The sequence below is a fragment of the Mesorhizobium sp. NZP2298 genome, assembly GCF_013170825.1.
In the GTDB taxonomy this organism is placed as follows: Bacteria; Pseudomonadota; Alphaproteobacteria; order Rhizobiales; family Rhizobiaceae; genus Mesorhizobium.
In genome coordinates, this window is record NZ_CP033365.1 from 538,660 (window position 1) to 558,032 (window position 19,373).

A 19,373-nucleotide genomic window follows, 5' to 3' on the forward strand; every position below is an offset into this window, starting at 1 on the left:
CCTTCAAAGCTTCGTCAATCCGTCATGGAAATCACCTATGGCAACGGATCTGACGAGGACTTCCCATGCGTTATGCCATCTATTTCACTCCCCGGCAGGACGAACCGCTGGCGCGGATTGCCGCCAATTGGCTGGGCCGCGACCCGTTCGGCGCGGCGACAAGGCCGGTTGAGGCCGTGGCTGATCTGGCGGCGGCGGAAGTTGCCTTCCACACCGCTTCGGCCCGCCGCTATGGCTTCCACGCGACGCTGAAAGCGCCCTTCCGCCTTGCGGCCAACGAGAGCGAGACCTCGCTGCGCGCGGGGCTCGACCATTTTGCCGAGGCGACGCCGGTGGTGACGATACCGCGGCTCGTCGTCAGTCAGATCGACAGCTTCTTCGCGCTGGTTCCTGAGGGACCGTTGCCTTCGCTCAACCGCTTCGCCGACGAGGTCGTGCGCGACTTCGACCGCTTTCGCGCGCCACTGACCGAGGCCGAGATCGAGCGGCGCAGCCCCGATTCGCTGAAGCCGACCGAGTTCCGCAATCTCTGCCAGTGGGGCTACCCCTATGTCTTCGAGACCTTTCGCTTCCACATGACGCTGTCGGGTCGGGTCGGGCCACAGGAAAGCCCCCGTCTTCGCCTAGCAATCGACAGCCTGTTCGCCGAAGTGCTGCAACAACCTGTGCTGGTGGACGCGCTGACGCTGTTTGTCGAAACCGAACCCGGGGCGCCGTTCATGGTGCTTTCCCAGCACGCACTGGGACGCCGACCGGCCAGAAAAATCGCCTGAACAATTCCGGCCCCAGATGATCAAGGACTGCCCAAAATGACCGCCGAGACCGTTCTTTCCAACGCCCGTATCGTGCTTGCCGACGAGATCGTCGAGGGGTCGCTGGTGCTGCGCGACGGCTTCATCGCCGGCATCGATGCCGGTGCTGCCCGCACCGGCGAGGACATGGGCGGCGACTATGTCATTCCAGGGCTGGTCGAACTGCACACCGACCATCTCGAGGGGCATTACGCACCACGGCCGAAGGTACGCTGGAACCCGATCGCCGCGGTGCTTGCCCATGATGCGCAGGTGGCGACGGCCGGCATCACCACCGTGCTCGACGCCTTGCGCGTCGGCATGGACGAGGACGCCGATCTCACCTTGGCCGATATCCGCAAGCTGGCCGACGCAATCGAGGACAGCGTCGCGCAGGACCGTCTGCGCGCCGATCATTTCCTGCATCTGCGTTGCGAGGTTTCGGCGCCGGACTGCCTGCAGGCATTCGCCAATTTCGATCAGGACGACCGGGTCAAGTTGGCCTCGCTGATGGACCATGCGCCCGGCCAGCGTCAGTTCGTCAATCTCGAAACCTATGCCTACTACTACCAGCGCAAGCTGAAGCTGACCGACCGCGATTTCAAATTGTTCTGCGAGAAGCGGATGGCGGAATCGGCGCGCTATTCGGCGCCGAACCGCGCGGTGATCGCCGCTGCCTGCCAGGAGCGCGGGATCGTGCTCGCCAGCCATGACGACGCCACGTCGGGCCATGTCGACGAGGCGATCGAGCAAGGTGTGCGCGTCGCCGAGTTCCCAACCACCGAGGAAGCGGCGCGCGCTTCGAAGGCCGCGGGGCTCGGCGTGCTGATGGGCGCGCCCAACGTCATGCGCGGCGCTTCGCATTCGGGCAATGTCTCTGCGCGCACGCTGGCCAGCGACGGCCTGCTCGACATCCTGTCATCCGACTATATTCCGTTCAGCCTGATCCAGTCGGCCTTCTTCCTCGGCGATATGGTCGAAGGCATTTCGCTGCCGCAGGCGGTCGCCATGGTTTCGAAGAACCCGGCGGAAGCCGTTGGCCTCACCGACCGCGGCATCATCGAACAGGGCCGCCGCGCCGACCTGGTGCGCGTGCGTGTCGACGACCATGTTCCGGTCGTGCGCACCGTCTGGCGGCAGGGACGCCGGGTCGCATGATGGTGTCGGCCTTGATCGAGCGTGAGCTGTCCGCCGAGACGTTTCCGATCCGCCACGGCGTCTTTGTCGCTGTCGTGGGGCCTAGTGGCGCCGGCAAGGACACGGTGATCGGCTACGCCCGCGCGCTCTTCGCCGAAGAGAGCCGGCTGGAGTTCGTCCGCCGCGTCATCACCAGGCCGAGCGATGCCGCGAGCGAGGATCACGACACGCTGGCCGACGCGGCCTTTGTCGAGGCCGAGGCCGACGGCGCCTTCGCCATCTCGTGGGAAGCGCACGGCTTGCGCTATGGTCTGCCTGCCGATGTCGACTGGTCGGTCGCCAATGGCCATGTCGCCGTCGCCAATGTGTCACGCGCGATCATCCCCACCTTGCGCGAGCGCTATGCCAATCTGGCCGTTGTCGAGATCACCGCCTCGCCTGATGTGCTGGCCGAGCGGCTGGCGATGCGTGGCCGTGAGTCGCGCGGCGAAGTGCTGGCACGCCTGGCGCGCAGCGCCAACGTCACCCTGTCCGGCCCCGGCGTCACCTCGATCGACAACAGCGGCCAACGCGAGATTGCCGGCGAACGTTTCGCCGAGCTGCTGCGCAAGGCAATGGCCTTCTCCGACATGTCAGGCATGATCTAAGCGCGCATCCTGCAGCCGCGGTGTGCGGCTCGATTGTCTCGAAGCGCCGCCCAGTGGCGCTCACTTGCTTTCCCGCGGCTCCCGGAGCGCTATGTGGTGCGGACCATATATGTGATTTCGGGCCTCCCTTCCCGGGATTCCGCCCGGAAGCTTCGGGCCGGACGAGACAGGACAGGAAGCCCTGATGCAGACGCTGACACCCATACTCTCGACAGTCACGGCGGCATTTCTCGCCTCCTTCGTCGAGGTCGTCGAAGCCTTCACCATCGTGCTTGCGGTCGGCGTGACGCGCAGCTGGCGCCCGGCATTGACCGGCGCCGCCCTGGCGCTGGCGGTGCTGGCGGCCCTGGTGCTGGCGTTCGGACCGCTGCTCGCACTGGTGCCGATCACCACATTGCAGTTCGTTGTCGGCGTCCTGCTCATCCTGTTCGGCATGCGCTGGCTAAGAAAGGCCATCCTGCGCAGCGTCGGCGTCATCGCCCTGCATGACGAGGCGGCGGCCTTCTCCAAGGAGACCGCCGCGCTGCACCAGCAGGCCAACGACCGTCGTGCCGACTACCTCGCCGGACTGGCCTCGTTCAAGGCGGTGCTGCTCGAGGGCGTCGAGGTGGTGTTCATCGTCATTGCCGTCGGCGCGGCTCACGGGCAAACGCTTTACGCCAGCCTGGGCGCGCTGGCGGCCTTCGTCCTGGTCATGCTCGTCGGCCTGGCGGTCCACAGGCCGCTGGCGCGTGTGCCGGAGAATGCGCTGAAATTCGTGGTCGGGCTGATGCTGACCAGCTTCGGCATCTTCTGGACCGGCGAGGGCATCGGTGCCGACTGGCCGGGCGCAGATATCGCCCTGCTCGCCATCTTCGCCATCGTCGCGCTGGCGTCCTTTGCCATGGTGCGCTGGCTGCGCAGCACCTACCCCGCGGCCGCTGGAGGGCTCGCCCGATGAATGCCATTCGTCTTGTCGCCAGGGAATTCTTCGGCATGTTCGTCGATGACGGCAATCTGGCGCTGCTGGCGCTGGTGCTGGTGGCCGCCATCGTGGCGGCGGTGAAGCTGCTGGCATTGCCGCCGCTCATCGGCGGCGCGCTGCTGCTGGTCGGCTGCCTCGCCATCCTGCTGCAAAGCGTTCGCCGCGCGGCCCGCCAGACCGGTCGATAACGGCGGCGACCATGCGGCTCGATGCCTTGCAGGCATCAACAGCGCTCATGATTCAGATGATCGGTAGCCGTGCCCAAGAGGCGCGCCGAGAGAGGCACGTTTCTGCCAGCACTTACGGTTATTAAGGCGATGAAAAAGGCTGCCTGAACACTCATGGACAGGCGAATAACATTATAATAGCATACCATTATAACTCGCGGAGGAACGCTGCGTCCCCGGTTTGCAAGGGATGTCGGCAGCGAGATCGATCTGTTTCAAATCCTCGGGCGGCGAGTGCGCCCCGCTCGAACGATATCGACGCAAGGCGCCAGAAAAATGCATGGGAGGAAAACATGCGGACTTTCCTGAGAGGGGCCGGTGCCTTGCTGGCCGGCATCGTGCTGGCGATTGCGGCGCTGTTGCCATCGATCGCTTCGGCACAGTCGGTCGAGGATATTATCGCGCGCGGCAAACTGGTCGTCGCCATCGACACCACGACGCCGCCCTACGGCTTTCTCGACGCCAATCTGAAGCCAACCGGCTTCGACGTCGAGGTCGCCAACAAGATGGGCGAAGCGCTCGGCGTGCCGGTCGAATTCGTCACCGTCACTTCGCCCGGCCGCATCCCGGCCTTGCTGACCAAGCAGGTCGACGCGGTGATCTCGATCTTCTCGATCACCCCGGCGCGCGCCATCCAGATCGACTATTCGATCCCCTATGCCGGCCAGTCGGCGGTGGTGATCGCCCCGAAAAGCACCGGCATCAAGGGTGTCGCCGACCTGGTCGGCAAGAAGGTTGGCCTGACGCGCGGCACCGGCGAGGACGGGTTGCTGACCAAGGCCGCCGAAGCCAATCCGGGCATCGAGATCCTGCGCTTCGACGACTATTCCTCGCTGCTGCAAGCGATGGTGTCGGGCCAGATCGATGCCATGGGCGGCGGCGACTATGGCGAGATCTATCTGAAGAAGGCGCAGAATGGTGACGCCTTCGAGCAGAAATACGTGCTGAAGACCTTCTATTTCGGCATCGGCGTCGCCAAGGGCAACGACAATCTGCGGCAGTGGATCAACACCTGGCTGTTCACCATGAAGACCGACGGAACGCTGGATGCGCTGTCGATGAAGTACCGCAACCAGCCGCTGCCGGTACTGCCGGTTTTCTGATCGACACCTCCAGATGGTGGGGGCCTCGTTGGGTCCCGCCACGACCAATTGGCTCGCCCATGCTTCAGCGCATAGACAATCACCAAAGATTATAATATTATAATTATATTGGGAGGAGCCCAACAGGCAAGACATGAGGTCTTGCCGTGCATCGTCGGGCTGTTTGCGCCTCGCCGCCGACGAAGCTGATGGGAGGTGCGTACACAAAATGCCTGGGAGGAAAACATGCGGAATGTCTTGAAGGGGGTTGGCGCCTTGCTGGCCGGCCTGGTTCTGGCGCTGTCGGCGCTGTTGCCGTCGACCGCTTTGGCGCAATCGGTCGACGAGATCATCGCGCGCGGCAAGCTGGTCGTCGCCATCGATACGACCACGCCGCCCTATGCCTTTCTGGATGCCAATCTGAAGCCGGCCGGATTCGATATCGACGTCGCCAACAAGATGGGCGAGGCGCTCGGCGTGCCGGTCGAATTCGTTACCGTCACCTCGCCCGGCCGCATCCCGGCGCTGCTGACCAAGCAGGTCGATGCCGTAATCTCGATCTTCTCGATAACACCGGAACGCGCCATCCAGATCGACTTCTCGATCCCTTATGCCGGGCAATCGGCGGTGGTCATCGCGCCGAAGCGCATGGCGATCAAAGGCAGTGCCGATCTGGTCGGCAAGAAGGTGGGGCTGACCCGCGGCACCGCGCCGGACGGATTGCTGACCGCCGCGGCAGCGGCCAATCCGGGCATCGAAATCCTGCGTTTCGACGACCAGCCGGCGCTGATGCAGGCCATGATTTCCGGCCAGATCGACGCCATGGGCGGCGGCGACTATGGCGAAATCTATCTGAAGAAAGCGCAAGACGGCGACGCCTTCGAGCAGAAATACGTGCTGAAGACCTTCTACTTCGGCATCGGCGTCGCCAAGGGCAACGACAATCTGCGGCAATGGATCAACACCTGGCTGTTCACCTTGAAGGCGGATGGCACGCTCGACGCGCTATCCATGAAATACCGCAACCAGCCACTGCCGGTGCTGCCGGTCTTCTGATCCTTCGCTCCCGCGCGGGACCGGCATTGGATCGGTCCCCGCTTCCTTGACCTCGTGACGGGATGCCATGCAAACCGCCCTGCAATTCGGCCCGATCCTTGTCCATCTCGACTTGCTGCTGCGCGGCCTGGAAAAGACCGTCCAGCTGGCGGCACTGTCGATCCTGTTCGGCACCGCCATCGGCGTGCTCGGTTCCGTCGGCCGCGGCTTCGGGCCGCGCTTTGTGTCGTGGCTCATCGCTGCCTATGTCGAACTGATCCGCAACACGCCGCTTCTGATCCAGCTCTATTTCGTCTTCTTCTCGCTGCCGCTGTTCGGCTTCAAGCTGTCGAGCAACACGGCCGCCGTCGTCGCGCTGTCGATCCATCTCGGCGCCTATGCGACCGAAATATTGCGCGCCGGCATCGAAGCCATCCCGGAGGGGCAGATCGAGGCGGCCAAGTCGCTCGGCCTCAGCCGCTACCGCATCATCCGCCATGTCGTGCTTGTGCCAGCGGCGCGCGCGGTCTACCCGTCGCTTTCGGCGCAGTTCATCCTGCAGATCATGGGCACCTCGATCGTCGGCGCGATCGCGGCGGAAGAACTGACGGCGGTCGCCAACAACCTTGTCATGCAGACCTTCAGGAGCTTCGAGGTCTACATCATCATCGCCATCATCTATTTCGTGCTGGTGCAGGCCGCCAGCCTGCTTTTCGCCGGCATCGGCAAGCTCGTGTTCCGCTGGAGGGTCTGAGCCATGAGCCTGCGCGATTTCGGCCCCAACGAACTGATGTTCCTGCTCTTGGCGACACGCTGGACGATCCTTCTGGCGCTGATCGCCTTTGCCGGCGGCGGCCTGATCGGCCTCGTGGTGGCGGCCATCCGGGTGGCGCCGGCGCGGCCGCTGCGCTGGCTGGCTGCCGGCTACATTCAGTTCTTCATGGGCACGCCGATCCTGATCCAGCTGTTCATGGCCTATTACGGATCATCCTTCCTGGGCTACAGGCCAGACCCGTGGGCGGCTGCCGCGGTGACCTTCTCGCTCAATGGCGGCGCCTTCTTCGGCGAGATCTTCCGCGGCGCCATCGAGGCTATCCCCAAGGGACAATGGGAGGCTGCGACAGCGCTCGGCTTCCGTTTTGTCAGGACGCTGCGGCTGGTGATCATTCCCCAGGCGGTACGGCTGATGCTGCCGCCGACGGTCGGCTTCATGGTGCAGATCGTCAAGACGACGTCGATCGCCTCGCTGATCGGGCTGACCGAGCTCGCCCGCGCCGCCACGCAGGTCAACACCGTGACTTTCCAGCCGGTATTGGTGTTCGGCACGGTGTCGATCATCTACTTCGCGCTGTGCTGGCCGCTATCGCTCTATGCCAGCTATCTCGAGCGTCGTTTCGCTACCGGAATGACAAAGAAGGCCGAGACACCGCTGGTGATGTCGGCGGCTTGAGTGTGGACGTCAGCCCTTGAAGGCCGGCAAGGTCAGGCCCTTGACGCCGACATCGAGCGCGAACAATCCGCCAGGGTTCTTCTGGCCGATGAAGTGGCTGTTGGGACGCTTCAGCACGGCCGAGGTGACATAGAGGATGTCGAGGTCCTTGCCGCCGAATTCGCAGCAGGTCGGCAGATCGGTCGGCAGCAGCACCGTCTGCATCAGCCGGCCGTCGGGGTCGTAGCGGCAGATCTTGCTGGTCACCGGAATGGTCACCCAGTAGCAGCCTTCGGCGTCAACCGTGGCGCCGTCGGCAACGCCGCCAGTCACCGTCATGTCGATGAAGGTGCGACGGTTCTCGATATCGCCGGTGGCGGGATCGAAATCATAGGCCCAGACCGCGCCGGCATGGCTGTCGGAGAAGTACATGGTCTTTGAATCCGGGCTCCAGGCGAGCCCGTTGGAGCAGCCGATGCGGTCGATCATCTTGTGCACCGAGAGATCGGGATCGAGCCTGTAGAGTGCACCTATGAATTCGATCGGCTGGCCCGGCACCTCGAACATCGAGCCAGACCAGAAGCGGCCCTGGCGGTCCGGCTTGCCGTCGTTGAAGCGGGTCTTCGGCATATGCGCTTCCGGATCGACGATCGCCTCGAACCCGCCGGCCACTGGGTCGAAGAAATGAAAACCGTTGGTCATGGTCAGCACCAGGCCGCCTTTCTCGCGCAGGCCGAGGCAGCCGAGATATTCCGGTGTCTCGAAGGTCTCGTCCTTGCCGCTCGACGGATCGTAGCGGTGGATCAGCTTCTTCCAGATGTCGATCCACCACAGCACGCCGGCCTGGGGGTCCCAGAGCGTCCCTTCGCCGAGCTCGGCCCTGGCGTCGACGACACAAGAAATTTCGACCACGGTCAGCCCTCTTTTCTGCGCAGCTTGCCGCCAAGCCCAGCGAAGGTTTCGCTGCCGATCGACACGGTGAGCAGGATCACCGCGCCATATACGATAAGCAGCGCTCCGCTCGACAGGTTCAGCGCCGGCAGCAGCCCGGTGAGGATGGTGAGCACCATGGCACCGGCGACAGTGCCGAGATAGTGGCCGCTGCCCCCGAGGATCGAGGCGCCGCCGATGGCGACCGCGGCTATGGACGTGAACAGATAGGCGTCACCCATGCCGAGATAGGCCTGGCCGGAATAACCGGTCAAAAGCATGCCGGCGAAGGCGGCGGTGAGGCCTGATATGACATAGGTGAGGATGGTGGTGCGCGCTGTCGGCACGCCAGAGAATTCCGCCACAGTGGCGCTGGTGCCCAAGGCATAGAGATGGCGGCCGAACGCCGCCTTGGAGAGCAGCAGCGTCGCAACCAGCGTCAATGCCAGCCAGATCAGCGCAATGACCGGAAAGCCGCCGATGCGGCCGACCGAGAGGAACTGGATCAGGGCCGGCGCCGAGGGCGTCGGCGAGCCGCCGGTCAACACCAGGATCAAGCCTTGCAAAATGACATTGGTGGCCAGCGTCATGATGATCGGCGGCACGCCGAACTGGGCGACGCCGAGGCCGTTTATCAAGCCGATGAACGCGCCGCCGCCAAGCAGCAGCGGCATCACCCAGACCAGCGGCAGGTCCTGGCCGCCGCATAGCAGCGCCATGAGGATGGCGGCCGAATTGAGCACCCAGGGTACCGACAGGTCGATGCCGCCGCCGATGATGACGAAGGTCTGGCCGAGCGCGACGATGCCGACGAAGGCGGCGAGCACGACAGTCGAGCGTATGTTGGAAATCGACAGGAAGCCCGGCGAAAACAGGGCCGTGACCAGAAGCAGCACGACCATGCCGGCATAGGCGAGCACGATCAGCCGGTTGCGGGCAAGGAAGGCGCTCATTGGATGCGGCTCCTCGCAGCTTTTTCGGCGACGGAACTGGCGAGCACCGAGAGCAGCAGGATGACGCCCGACGCGACCGGCTGCCAGTAGCTCGACACATGCAGGACGAAGACCAGATTGCCGATCAGGGTCAGCACAAAGGCGCCGATCAGCGTGCCGGCAAGATGGCCACGACCGCCAAACAGGCTGACGCCGCCGATGACCGCCGCCGCCACCGAAGGCAGGATATAGTCCTTGCCGATGGTCGGCGAACCGGCGCCGGTCTGCGTCACCAGGAACAGCGCCGCGCCGGCCGCGAACAGGCCCGACAGGCCGTAGGTGACGAGGTTGACCCTTGTGATCGAGACGCCGGACAGGAAGGCCGATTTCTCGTTGGAGCCGGTCGCCTGGATGGCGATGCCGACCCGCGTCGCGCGAAACCACCACCAGAAGACGAGCAACGCCAGCAGCATCCAGACAGGGCTGGTCAGGCCGATGAGCTGTGCGGACGCGAAGCCGACCCACCACGAGGGAATGCTGCCGCCATCGGTCGGCAGGATGATCATGGCAACGCCGTTGAGGATCGACCAGGTGGCGAGCGTCACCAGGAACGGCTGCAGCCTGAGCAGCGAGATCAGCAGGCCGTTGAGCGCGCCGATGACGAAGCCGAGCGCCAGGATGATCAGTGTCCAAAGTGCCGTGGTCGACGGATCGTCGGTGAAGCGCGTTGCCGCGATCACCGTGCCAAGGCTGATCATGCCGCCGATCGACAGATCGATGCCACCACGCACCAGCACGATGGTCTGGCCGGTGGCCGCCAGCATCAGCGTCATTGCCGCCGCCGTGTCGAGGTTGAGCTCATCGAGCGAAAAGACGCCGGACTGCAGGCTGCCGTAGATACCGATGATCAAGGCCAGCATCAGGCAGGCGACCAGGAACGGCGCGCGGTCGAGCAACCGGCCGCGCCAGTCGATGCCGGGCTTGGCAGGTTTGATTTCGGCCGGCCTTTGCGCCATCTCCATAGGGTGCTCCGCGGACATCACCATGCCTCAGGCCGCCCTTGTTTCAAGCATGGCGGCGCGCAAAATCTGCTCCTCCGAGATCTGGTCCCCCTCCAGCGTCGCGGCAATGCGGCCATTGCGCATGACCAGCACGCGGTCGGCGACATGGACGAGTTCCGGCATGTCGCTGGAATGGAACAGGATCGCGTAGCCCTTGGCCGCGAGGTCGCGCATCAGCTGAAAAATCTCGCCCTTGGTGCCGACATCGACGCCGCGCGTCGGATCGTAGAGCAACAGCACGCGCGCCTGTGTGAGCAGCATCTTGCCGAAGATCACCTTCTGCTGGTTGCCACCGGACAAGGTGCCGGCGAGTTGCTCCGGCGTGCCGGCCTTGATGCGCAGGAAATCGACCATTTCCTTGACCAGGGCGGCTTCCTTTTGCCGGCTGAGCAAGCCGTTCTCGGTAAAGCGCTTGATCACCGACAGTGTCAAATTTTCGCGCACGCTCTTGGTCAGGAGCAGGCCCTGCCCGCGCCGATCCTCCGGCACCAGCGCGATGCCGTCCTTGCCGGTCAGCGCCTGGCGTGGATTGCCGATCGAGGCGCGCTTGCCCCAAAGCTCGACCGTGCCGCTCGCTCTTGTGGCTCCGAACAGTGCCTGGAACAGCTCGCGCTGGCCGTGGCCCTGCAAGCCACCGACGCCGAGAACTTCGCCCTCACGCAATGCGAAATCGACTCCGGAAAGCCGCCCGCCACTGGAGAAATTCCTGACCTTCAGCGCAATACGGTCGGTGGCGGTGGCAATGCGCTCGGGATAGAGCCGGTCGAGATGCCGACCGATCATCTGGGTGACGATCTCGTTGTCGGAGACGGCATTGGCTTCATGCGCGGCCACTGTGCTGCCATTGCGGAAGATGGTCAGCCGGTCGGCGATGGCGCGTACCTCGGCCATGCGATGCGAGATGAAGATGACCAGCCGGCCTTCGGCGGCCAGTTGCCGGGTGAGCTTCAGCAGCCATTCGGCTTCACGCGCCGGCAAAGCCGAGGTCGCCTCGTCGAGGATCAGGATGCGCGGGGCCTTGGCCAGGCCCTTGGCGATCTCGACGATCTGTCGTTCGGCCAGCGTCAGCCGCCGCAACTCCTGGTCGGGGCGGAGTGTTGGGAAATTGTATTTTTCCAGCAGCGCCAACGTCTTGCGGCGCATCTCCGCGCGGTTGACCGTGCGCAGCAGCGTTCTTGGCTCGTGGCGGAACCAGATGTTCTGTTCCACGCTGAGATCGGGGATCAGCGACAATTCCTGGAAGACGGCGGCAATGCCGAGTGCCCGTGCGGCATCCGGATCAGCGGGACGATAATCCTGGCCATCGACCAGGATCGAGCCGCCATCGTGCCGTACGGCGCCCGACAGGATCTGGATGAAGGTGCTTTTGCCCGCGCCGTTCTCACCGAGCAGCGCGTGCACCTCGCCGGCGCGGGCGCTGAATGTCGCCTCGCTCAGCGCGACGATGCCGCCATAGCGTTTGGACAGGCCGTTGACGGTGACGAGGTCCATGAATGCGCCTTCGAAAAGCTCTCCCGACATCTTGCGATGCCGGGAGACAGGGTCGTGGTCACGGGATGTTACTTGGTACCGGCAGCTTCCGCGGCGGTGATCTCGACCCAGTCGGGCGTGATCGGCAACGTCAGGCCGGGCGCCTGGTCGGGGAACGCATTTTCGCCAATCGCGATCTTGATCATCTTGGTGCCGGGATAAAGCTTGGACTCGAAGGGGTCGGTGGTGACGAAGTCACCCTTGACCGAGACGGAACGCTCGGCCGGCTTCTTGCCGGTGTCGAGAATATCGACCGCGAGCTTGATCGCTTCGGAGGACAGATAGGCCGGGTTGGAGCCCAGGATGCACTTGGCGCCTTGCGTCTGCGCGCAGGTGACGGCGGCGACATTGTAGGAGAAGCCGACGACCGGGACGATCGGCCGGCCGGCATCCTTCAACGCCTGGATGGCGCCGGAGCCATAGCCTTGCGTCATGATGCCGTCGATCTTCGGATTGGCGGCAAGCAGGGCCGCGACGCCGGACTGTTCCGGTCCAAGCGCATAATTGCCGTTGTAATAGCCGACGACCTTGATGTCGGGATATTTGGCCAGAACCTTCTCATAGCCTTGCTGCAGCTGCGCCGAGATAGGCGCACCGGCGAGGCCGCGGTCGAGGATGATGTTGCCCTTACCGCCAAGCTGCGCGGCCATCCATTCGGCCATGACAGAGGGGATGCGATCCCAGTCGGAAGCGACGGCGAGCGCGCAGGGCTCGGTCACCACCTGGTCGAAGGAGATGACGACGATGCCGGCATCGCAGGCCTTCTTGATGGTCGGGTTCAAGGCCGAGTCCGAGCCGGCGTCGACGAGGATGGCATCCGGCTTCTGGCGGATGATGTTGTTCAGCGAATTGATCTGCGCCTGGACGGTGTTCTCGACATTCTCGATCTTGAGGTCGACGCGGCCCTTGAGCGGCCCCTTGTTGACCGACACGGTGGCGACACGCTCCATCTGCTGGCGCCAATCATTGCCGACGAAATTGTTCGAGAGATAGATGGTGTAGGGCTTCTTGTCCTCGGCGTGGCCGGCCTGTGTGCCCGCGGCCATCATGGTGACGGCAAGCGCTGCAAGGCCGATGTTACGGCTTGGTGATTTCATGATTTTCTCCTCCCATTTTTCGTTGCGAAATCGCGACGCCTAAAGTGGCGCCTTGCATCCACGTCAGGTTCCCGAAGCCTCCTTGGGCGTGATCTCGACCCAGCTCGGCGACACCGGCAAGGACAGTCCCGGCGCCAGATCCGGAAACACGGTCTTGCCGAGCTCGATCTTCACCGCCGAGGAATTCGGGGCGTATTTGGCATCGACCATATCCGTGGTCAGGCCGGGTGAGTTGAATAGTACGGTGGTGTCGGCCGGCTTCTTGCCGGTGTCGAGAATGTCGACCGCGAGCTTGATTGCCTCGGCCGATAGCGAGGGCGGATTGGCGCCCAGCCAGCATTTGGCGCCCTTGGTCTCGGCGCACGTCACGCCGGTACCGTTGAAGGCGGCGGCGACGACGGGCACCATCGGCCGGTCGGCATTCTGCAGCGCCTTGATCGCGCCGGTGCCGTAGCCCTGCGAAAAGATACCGTCGACTTTCGGATGGGCGGCGAGCAGGCTGGCGACGCCCTCCTGTTCGGGCCCCGCGGCATAATTGCCGTTGAAGTAACCGACGATCTCGATGCCGGGATACTTCTTCAGCACGGTACCAAAATTCTTCTCGAACTGTTCCGAGATCGGCGCGCCGGCGAGGCCGCGATCCATGAGAACCTTGCCCTTGCCGCCCAGGATGGAGGCCATCCATTCGGCCTGGTTGTTGGCCATGATATCGAAATCGGAATGCAGCTTGTAGGCGCATTCGGCCGAAACGGTCTGGTCGAAGCTGACGACAATGATGCCCGCGTCGCAGGCCTTCTTGATGGTGGGATTGAGCGCCTCGGCTGAGGACGCATCGATGAGGATGGCGGCTGGTTTCTGGCGGATAATGTTGTTCAGCGAATTGATCTGCGCCTGAACGGTGTTCTCGGCGTTTTCGATCTTGAGGTCGACCCGGCCCTTCAACGGCCCCTTGTTGACGGCGACATTGGCGACGCGCTCCATCTGCTGGCGCCAGTCATTGCCAACGAAATTGTTCGAGAGATAGATGACGTAAGGCTTTTGGGTTGCGGTATGGCCGGGCATAGCGCCCATCGAGACTGCGAACCCGGCCAGCGCCGCGAAGCAGGCGCTCAAGCTCCTCAATTTCATGGTCTTCCTCCCAGTGTTTCCTGTCCAGCCGGTGATGGACTGCGCCATCTTGATCGGATGAAGATGAAAAATTGATACCGGTACCAATTGCGAATGTCAATTTGACCAGACTTCCCCGAGGCTGCGTCCGCGAGCCGAATTCGCCAGATTTCCTCCCTTGCGACTTCTCTCGTGGCCGGCACTTCAGCCTAGCTATCATGCTATTATAATTTTACGAGCCTGTCTATGCGATCCCGGCAGAAAATACGGCCTCCGGCGCGCTTCAGGACAGATCGTTGGGTGCGTCGTAGGTGATGCTGAAAATGTCCGCGGGATGGCGGGCAACGGAGAATTCGATGCTGCGCTGATCCGCCGACTGGTAGAGCATCTCCACCGTCAGCACCGGGCTGCCGAGCGTGATGCCGAGGTCGGCGGCAACCACCTCGTCGGCGATCTCGGCGCGCACCGTGACATGCGCCACGTCGAGCCGCAGGCCGAGATGTTTCTGCACCGAACGGAAGATCAGCACGTCGGAAAAGTCTTCCCGCTTCAGGCGCGCGCCGATGTCGGGCGGGAAATAGGTGGTGATCTGCGCCTTGCGCTGTTCGCCGATCGACAGCACGCTGCGCAAGCAGTAGCCCGCCTCGTCCTTGCCCATGCCGAAATGGCGCTGGAGCACGGGCGAAACCTCCTTGCGATAGGATTTCACCGTCAGTTTCGCATCCTTGGTGAAGGCCGCCATGTCGGCAAAGTTCTTGAACTTCCAGCTCAGATTGACCGACGGATTGCGGGCCGCGACCACCGCCGGCTTGGCTGAGCGTTTCCGGATCAGCCCGTCGGCCTCAAGATCGCGCAGCGCCTGGCGAACCGTGATCAGGCTGACGCCGAAATGCTCGGCAATGGTCGCTTCCTTCGGCAGTTCGCCGCCGACCGGGAAGGTGCCGTTGCCGATCGGTTCGCGCAATATGTCGGCAAGCTGGCGGTAAAGCGGCCCATTGGCGCGGCCGAGTGTCCGCCTGGGAAGACTGTCGATGGTGGGAGCGGAATGATCCATGAGCCTCGTCGCGCCTAGAGCGTTTCACCGTTTCACGGAAACGGCGAAACGCTCTATCTCTTGTTTGACGCAATTCCGGACGGAAAACCGCTTCGCACTTTTCCTGGAATTGCTCTAATGTCGAAGCTTTTATAATAGCTTCCTCACCCGGAGGCTAGGCAAGGCTGTTGACGATCAGCCGTCTCAGACAAAGAGCCGAAGCGGCTGTTCGATCGCCGATTTCAGGATCGCGAGCCACGTGGCAGCGGTGGCCTCATCAACGCTTGCCGCATCCACCGTCAGCAGGCATTCGGCATGATCGCCTGACGTATTGACCGAGACAGTGAGGCGCATGGCACGGCCGGCCACGAGCGGTATCATCACCGGCCTGACGTCGCTCTCCGGGAGCAGCCGCAGAGACAGAGCCGCCGGTTTGTCCGCTTCGTCACGGCTGTCGGCCAAGGCGGCGAGCCGCATGGCGCGCAGCGATGTCAGCGGCATCTCGGGGACCACGGCGAATACCGCCTGTCCGCCAGCCAGTTCCAGCGCCACGGCCGCATCGCCGACGCCGCAGGCGTCCGGTATTTCGAGAAATGCTCGACCGGCCGCGCGCAACAGCACGTCGTCGACATCGAATGTACGTCCCGAATTCTTCAGCGCCGCCAACAGATCTTGCAGGGTGCCGAGCGCAATGGAGGTTGCGAAAGCGGCGACACGGGGCACGGCGATTTGGGGCGCTGCCACAGGCAGGGCGGCCCCGGGCGAAGCGGCCGGCGCGCCAGCCGAAACGAAGCCCAACACATCGGCGGCCAGGATGCGTCCGCCCGGACCGCTGCCGCGGAGCGTTTCCAGCGACAGGCTTCGTTCGCGCGCCAGCCGGCGGGCATAGGGCGAAGCAGCCAGACGTCCGGATTGCGCCACCGCGATGTTCATTTCAGATACTCTGAATTCACGCAGTTGGTCAGCCGTCCCTCGGCGAGATAGGCGTGCACCACCTCGATCGATTTCAGCCGGAGGTCGCGCATCGATGCCGGACTGTAGAAGGCGGCATGCGGAGTGACGATGAGGCGATTGGCGATCCACGCTTCGCGGCGACACCAGGCCACCAGCAGCGGATGGTCGAGATCGCCGGGTTCGTTCGGCAAGACGTCCAGTCCCGCGCCGGCGACCGTGCCCCTGCGCATGGCGGCTTCAAGCGCGTCGAGATCGACGATCGGGCCGCGCGCCGTGTTGACCAGGACAAGACCGGGCTTGGCGGCGGCGAAGGCGGCCGCGCCGAGAAGCTTGCGGGTTTCCTCGCTCAGCGGCGCGTGGACGCTCACCACATCCGCGCGCGCCATCAATTCGCCCAGCGAATGGACACGCTCGTAACCGGTTGACAGGTCGACGCCGGACAGGAGATGCGGGTCGTAAAACACCACCTTCATGTCGAAAGCCGCAGCGCGGCGCGCGGTGGCGAGCCCGATGCGGCCGAGACCGACGATGCCGAAGGTGGCACCCTTGTGCCGGCGCACCAGCGGCGCCTTGGAGAAATGCCAGCCTTCGGCGCCATTGCCGGCAAGCTCGGCGCCATAGGCAGAGGTGCCGCGCGTCAGCGCCAGCATCAGGCCAATGGCGTGATCGGCGACTTCGGTCGTGCCATAGTCCGGCACATTGCAGGCGGGGATCTTGCGCGTCCCCCAACCCACCGTGTCGATGTTGTCGAAGCCGACGCCGGAGCGCACCGCGATGCGTGCCTTGGGAAAGGCCGATGGCGCGGCGGCGACATTGTGGGTCGGCGAATAGTTGATGACGGCGTCGACCGTCTGGCAGACGGCCGGGTCCAGCGTGGCCGCCTTGTCGTTGGTCGAGCGGGCGAGGATGAACTCGATGTCGGGATAATGCTCGCGCTCGAGTTCGGCTTCGTCGGCGGCTTGCCAGTTGGCGCACAGGATCTTCATGCTTGCCCTTCGGATTTCATGTCTGGGTAGAGGTCTATTTCTTGATGCCGCCGATGCGGCCGCCCATCGGCACCACGGCGCCGACCGGCTGATCGATTGCGGCAAGCGTTCCGCTGATCGGTGCCTCGATCTCGACCACGGCCTTGTCGGTCTCGATCTCGGCGATCAGTTCGCCCTCCTTGACCGTTTCGCCAACCGCCTTCAGCCATTTGACGACCGTGCCTTCGCTGACGGTGAGGTCGCCGAACGGCATCGTTATCGGTTCGTCGTCGCCGGGAGCAGCCGTTGCCGCAACTGCCGGCGCGGCGGGCTGCGGCTTCACCGGGGCAGGTACCGACTTAGCCGGCGCAGCGCTTTTCAGACCGACCGTGTACCAGTGATCCGGCACCGGCGGCTTGCCGGCAATGACATCGCGAGCGCCCTGGACAATCCGGGCGGTGTCGACCAGCATGGCGCGCTCCAGAACCGGCGCGAAGGGATGCGAGGTCGGCGCCGTGTGCAGCCTGCCGGGCGGTGCGTCGAGTTCGTCGAAGGCGAGCTCGTTGATGGCCTGAGCGATCTCGCCGCCAAGGCCGCACATCGCCCAGGCCTCATCGACGATGAGCAGGCGATGGGTTTTCCTAATACTGGCGACAATGGTGTCGATATCGAGTGGCATGATGGTGCGCGGGTCGATCACCTCGACCTCCATGCCTTCGGCGGCCAGCGCTTCCGCTGCCTCGAGCGCGCGCTGCACCATCTGGCCGGCGGCAACGATGGTGATGTCGGTGCCGGCCCGGGCGATGCGCGCGACGCCGAACGGGACAAAATGCTCGCCGACCGGCACCTCGCCCTTTGAGGCGAACAGCGCCTTGGGTTCCAGCATGATGACCGGGTCGCCGGCTCTGAGCGCCGTCTTCATCAGACCCTTGGCGTCGGCCGGTGTCGAGGGCACGCAGACGATGAGGCCCGGCATATGGGCAAAGACCGGATGATAGATGCCGCTGTGATGCGGGCCTGAACTGCGCAGCGCGCCGGCGCCGACGCGCACCACCATCGGCGCGCTCATCAAGCCGCTGGTCATGTAGCGCAACTTCGCCGCCTGCAAAAAGATCTGGCCGGCGGTCTCGAAAGCGAAGTCGGCGAACATCAGGTCGGAGACTGTGCGGGCGCCGGTGGCGGAGGCGCCGACGGCGGCAGCGGTGAAACCCTGTTCAGAGATCGGCGTGTCGACCATGCGATCGGCGCCGAATTCCTGCCAGAGGTTTTTGGTGTGGGCAAAACTGCCGCCACGCTCGCCGGTGCCTTCGCCGAAATAGAGGATCGCCGGATCGGCGCGCATCTCCTCGGCGATGCCGTCGCGCACGGCCTCAAGCCAGCCTTGCGTGCGGGTCTCGCCAAGGGCGCGCGGCTGCAGGGCGGCGGGCGGGTTGATCGGATCGGCAAAGACATGCAGGCGCACCGTAGCCGGATCGGGCTCGGGCGAGTTGCGGGCGAAGTTCAGCGCTTCTTCGACCACCTTCTCGATCCGCGCCTCGATGGCGGCCAGCGCCTCGGCATCGGCGATGCCGTACTCCTCGACCAGTTTCCTGCGGAACATGTCGATCGGATCGCGCTTGATCCAGGCGTCGAGTTCCTCTTGCGTCCGGTAAGTGCCGATGACCGGATCGCCTTCGTGATGGCCGACGGTGCGGTAGGTCTTGGCCTCGATCAGCGTCGGGCCCTTGCCCGAACGGGCGCGATCGGTGGCCTCCTTCATCGCCAGCCAGACGGCGAAGACATCATTGCCGTCGACAGCCACGCCGGGCATGCCATAGGAAGCGGCCTTGGTGGCGATCTCAGGATTGAGCGTGATGGAGTTGAGCGGCGTCGCCGTGGCGTAGAGATTGTTCTCGCAGATGAAGACAGCCGGCGCCCGCTGCACGGCGGCGAAATTGAGCGCCTCGTGGAAGCCGCCATGGTTGGCGGCGCCGTCGCCGAAGAAGGCGACGCCGATATCGTCACGGCCCTGCTTGCGCGCGCTCATGCCGATGCCGACGGCATGGCCAATGCCGGCGGCGACGATGCCGTTGGTGCCGAACAGGCCGACCGAGCGGTCGTAAAGATGCATGGTGCCGCCGCGGCCGCCGCAAATGCCATCGACCTTGCCGAACAGTTCGGCCATGACGCGGCCGGGATCGGCGCCCTTGGCCAGAGCATGACCATGGCCGCGATGAGTCGATGTGACCCAGTCGGTTGGCCTGAGGTGGGCGCAGACGCCGACGCCGGTCGCCTCCTCGCCGATATAGAGATGCAGGAAGCCCGGCGTTTCGCCCTTGCGGCAAGCGATCTGGGCGATGCTTTCGAAACGGCGCAACAGCACCATGCGTTCGAACAGATCGAGCAGGATCTTCCGGTCGGGGAGGTTTGGCGCACCCCTCGACTCCTCGCGTGCGCGCGCCGCAGACATTGC

19 protein-coding genes are annotated in these 19,373 nt (G+C 64.1%); 9 read left to right on the plus strand and 10 right to left on the minus strand.

Annotation, left to right across the window (positions count from 1 at the left end; translation table 11 throughout):
• Positions 1-65: 65 nt before the first annotated feature.
• From EB231_RS02455 to EB231_RS02495, 9 genes are all read left to right on the plus strand, one after another.
• On the plus strand, positions 66-773 hold the full coding sequence (locus tag EB231_RS02455) for a DUF1045 domain-containing protein (protein WP_172347437.1): 708 nt from the start codon (positions 66-68) through the stop codon (positions 771-773).
• A gap of 36 nt (positions 774-809) precedes the next feature.
• Positions 810-1,949 (plus strand): alpha-D-ribose 1-methylphosphonate 5-triphosphate diphosphatase, encoded by a 1,140-nt coding sequence (locus tag EB231_RS02460; protein WP_172347438.1) that lies wholly within the window; start codon positions 810-812, stop codon positions 1,947-1,949.
• Complete coding sequence (gene phnN, locus EB231_RS02465) at positions 1,946-2,575, plus strand: phosphonate metabolism protein/1,5-bisphosphokinase (PRPP-forming) PhnN (protein ID WP_172347439.1); 630 nt, start codon at positions 1,946-1,948, stop codon at positions 2,573-2,575. The genes EB231_RS02460 and phnN overlap by 4 nt, the downstream gene beginning before the upstream one ends.
• Positions 2,576-2,759: 184 nt before the next feature.
• Entirely contained in the window at positions 2,760-3,515 is a 756-nt protein-coding gene (locus EB231_RS02470) for a COG4280 domain-containing protein (RefSeq protein WP_172347440.1), read from the plus strand.
• The gene (locus EB231_RS02475; RefSeq protein WP_172347441.1) at positions 3,512-3,727 is read left to right on the plus strand and encodes a hypothetical protein; all 216 of its coding nucleotides are present in this window, start codon (positions 3,512-3,514) and stop codon (positions 3,725-3,727) included. The genes EB231_RS02470 and EB231_RS02475 overlap by 4 nt, the downstream gene beginning before the upstream one ends.
• Before the next feature lie 332 nt (positions 3,728-4,059).
• The gene (locus EB231_RS02480) at positions 4,060-4,869 is read left to right on the plus strand and encodes a transporter substrate-binding domain-containing protein (RefSeq protein ID WP_140770451.1); all 810 of its coding nucleotides are present in this window, start codon (positions 4,060-4,062) and stop codon (positions 4,867-4,869) included.
• Between the two features lie 225 nt (positions 4,870-5,094).
• Positions 5,095-5,904 carry a transporter substrate-binding domain-containing protein gene (locus EB231_RS02485; protein WP_172347442.1) on the plus strand — a complete coding sequence of 270 codons (810 nt, stop codon included), beginning with the start codon at positions 5,095-5,097 and terminating at the stop codon, positions 5,902-5,904.
• Between the two features lie 67 nt (positions 5,905-5,971).
• The gene (locus tag EB231_RS02490; protein WP_172347443.1) at positions 5,972-6,637 is read left to right on the plus strand and encodes an amino acid ABC transporter permease; all 666 of its coding nucleotides are present in this window, start codon (positions 5,972-5,974) and stop codon (positions 6,635-6,637) included.
• A 3-nt stretch (positions 6,638-6,640) separates the two neighbouring features.
• The gene (locus EB231_RS02495; protein WP_172347444.1) at positions 6,641-7,333 is read left to right on the plus strand and encodes an amino acid ABC transporter permease; all 693 of its coding nucleotides are present in this window, start codon (positions 6,641-6,643) and stop codon (positions 7,331-7,333) included.
• A 9-nt stretch (positions 7,334-7,342) separates the two neighbouring features.
• Here the strand turns inward: EB231_RS02495 and EB231_RS02500 are convergent, their stop codons facing one another.
• The 10 genes from EB231_RS02500 to EB231_RS02545 form a co-directional block, all read right to left on the minus strand.
• Positions 7,343-8,224: an SMP-30/gluconolactonase/LRE family protein gene (locus EB231_RS02500; protein ID WP_172347445.1), complete on the minus strand. Its 882-nt coding sequence runs from the start codon at positions 8,222-8,224 to the stop codon at positions 7,343-7,345.
• A gap of 2 nt (positions 8,225-8,226) precedes the next feature.
• Complete coding sequence (locus EB231_RS02505; RefSeq protein WP_172347446.1) at positions 8,227-9,195, minus strand: ABC transporter permease; 969 nt, start codon at positions 9,193-9,195, stop codon at positions 8,227-8,229.
• Positions 9,192-10,196: an ABC transporter permease gene (locus tag EB231_RS02510; protein ID WP_246740860.1), complete on the minus strand. Its 1,005-nt coding sequence runs from the start codon at positions 10,194-10,196 to the stop codon at positions 9,192-9,194. Before EB231_RS02510 ends, EB231_RS02505 begins: the two co-directional genes overlap by 4 nt.
• A gap of 27 nt (positions 10,197-10,223) precedes the next feature.
• Entirely contained in the window at positions 10,224-11,726 is a 1,503-nt protein-coding gene (locus EB231_RS02515; RefSeq protein WP_246740861.1) for a sugar ABC transporter ATP-binding protein, read from the minus strand.
• Positions 11,727-11,794: 68 nt separating this feature from the next.
• Positions 11,795-12,862 (minus strand): substrate-binding domain-containing protein, encoded by a 1,068-nt coding sequence (locus EB231_RS02520; protein WP_172347449.1) that lies wholly within the window; start codon positions 12,860-12,862, stop codon positions 11,795-11,797.
• 63 nt (positions 12,863-12,925) lie between these two features.
• Entirely contained in the window at positions 12,926-13,990 is a 1,065-nt protein-coding gene (locus EB231_RS02525) for a substrate-binding domain-containing protein (RefSeq protein ID WP_246740862.1), read from the minus strand.
• 262 nt (positions 13,991-14,252) lie between these two features.
• Positions 14,253-15,023 (minus strand): GntR family transcriptional regulator, encoded by a 771-nt coding sequence (locus tag EB231_RS02530; RefSeq protein ID WP_172347450.1) that lies wholly within the window; start codon positions 15,021-15,023, stop codon positions 14,253-14,255.
• Between the two features lie 183 nt (positions 15,024-15,206).
• Positions 15,207-15,935, minus strand: coding sequence for an E3 binding domain-containing protein (locus tag EB231_RS02535; RefSeq protein ID WP_172347451.1), 729 nt, complete (start codon positions 15,933-15,935; stop codon positions 15,207-15,209).
• On the minus strand, positions 15,932-16,942 hold the full coding sequence (locus EB231_RS02540; protein WP_172347452.1) for a C-terminal binding protein: 1,011 nt from the start codon (positions 16,940-16,942) through the stop codon (positions 15,932-15,934). Before EB231_RS02540 ends, EB231_RS02535 begins: the two co-directional genes overlap by 4 nt.
• 34 nt (positions 16,943-16,976) lie before the next feature.
• Positions 16,977-19,370: a thiamine pyrophosphate-dependent enzyme gene (locus EB231_RS02545; protein ID WP_246740997.1), complete on the minus strand. Its 2,394-nt coding sequence runs from the start codon at positions 19,368-19,370 to the stop codon at positions 16,977-16,979.
• Positions 19,371-19,373: the final 3 nt, after the last annotated feature.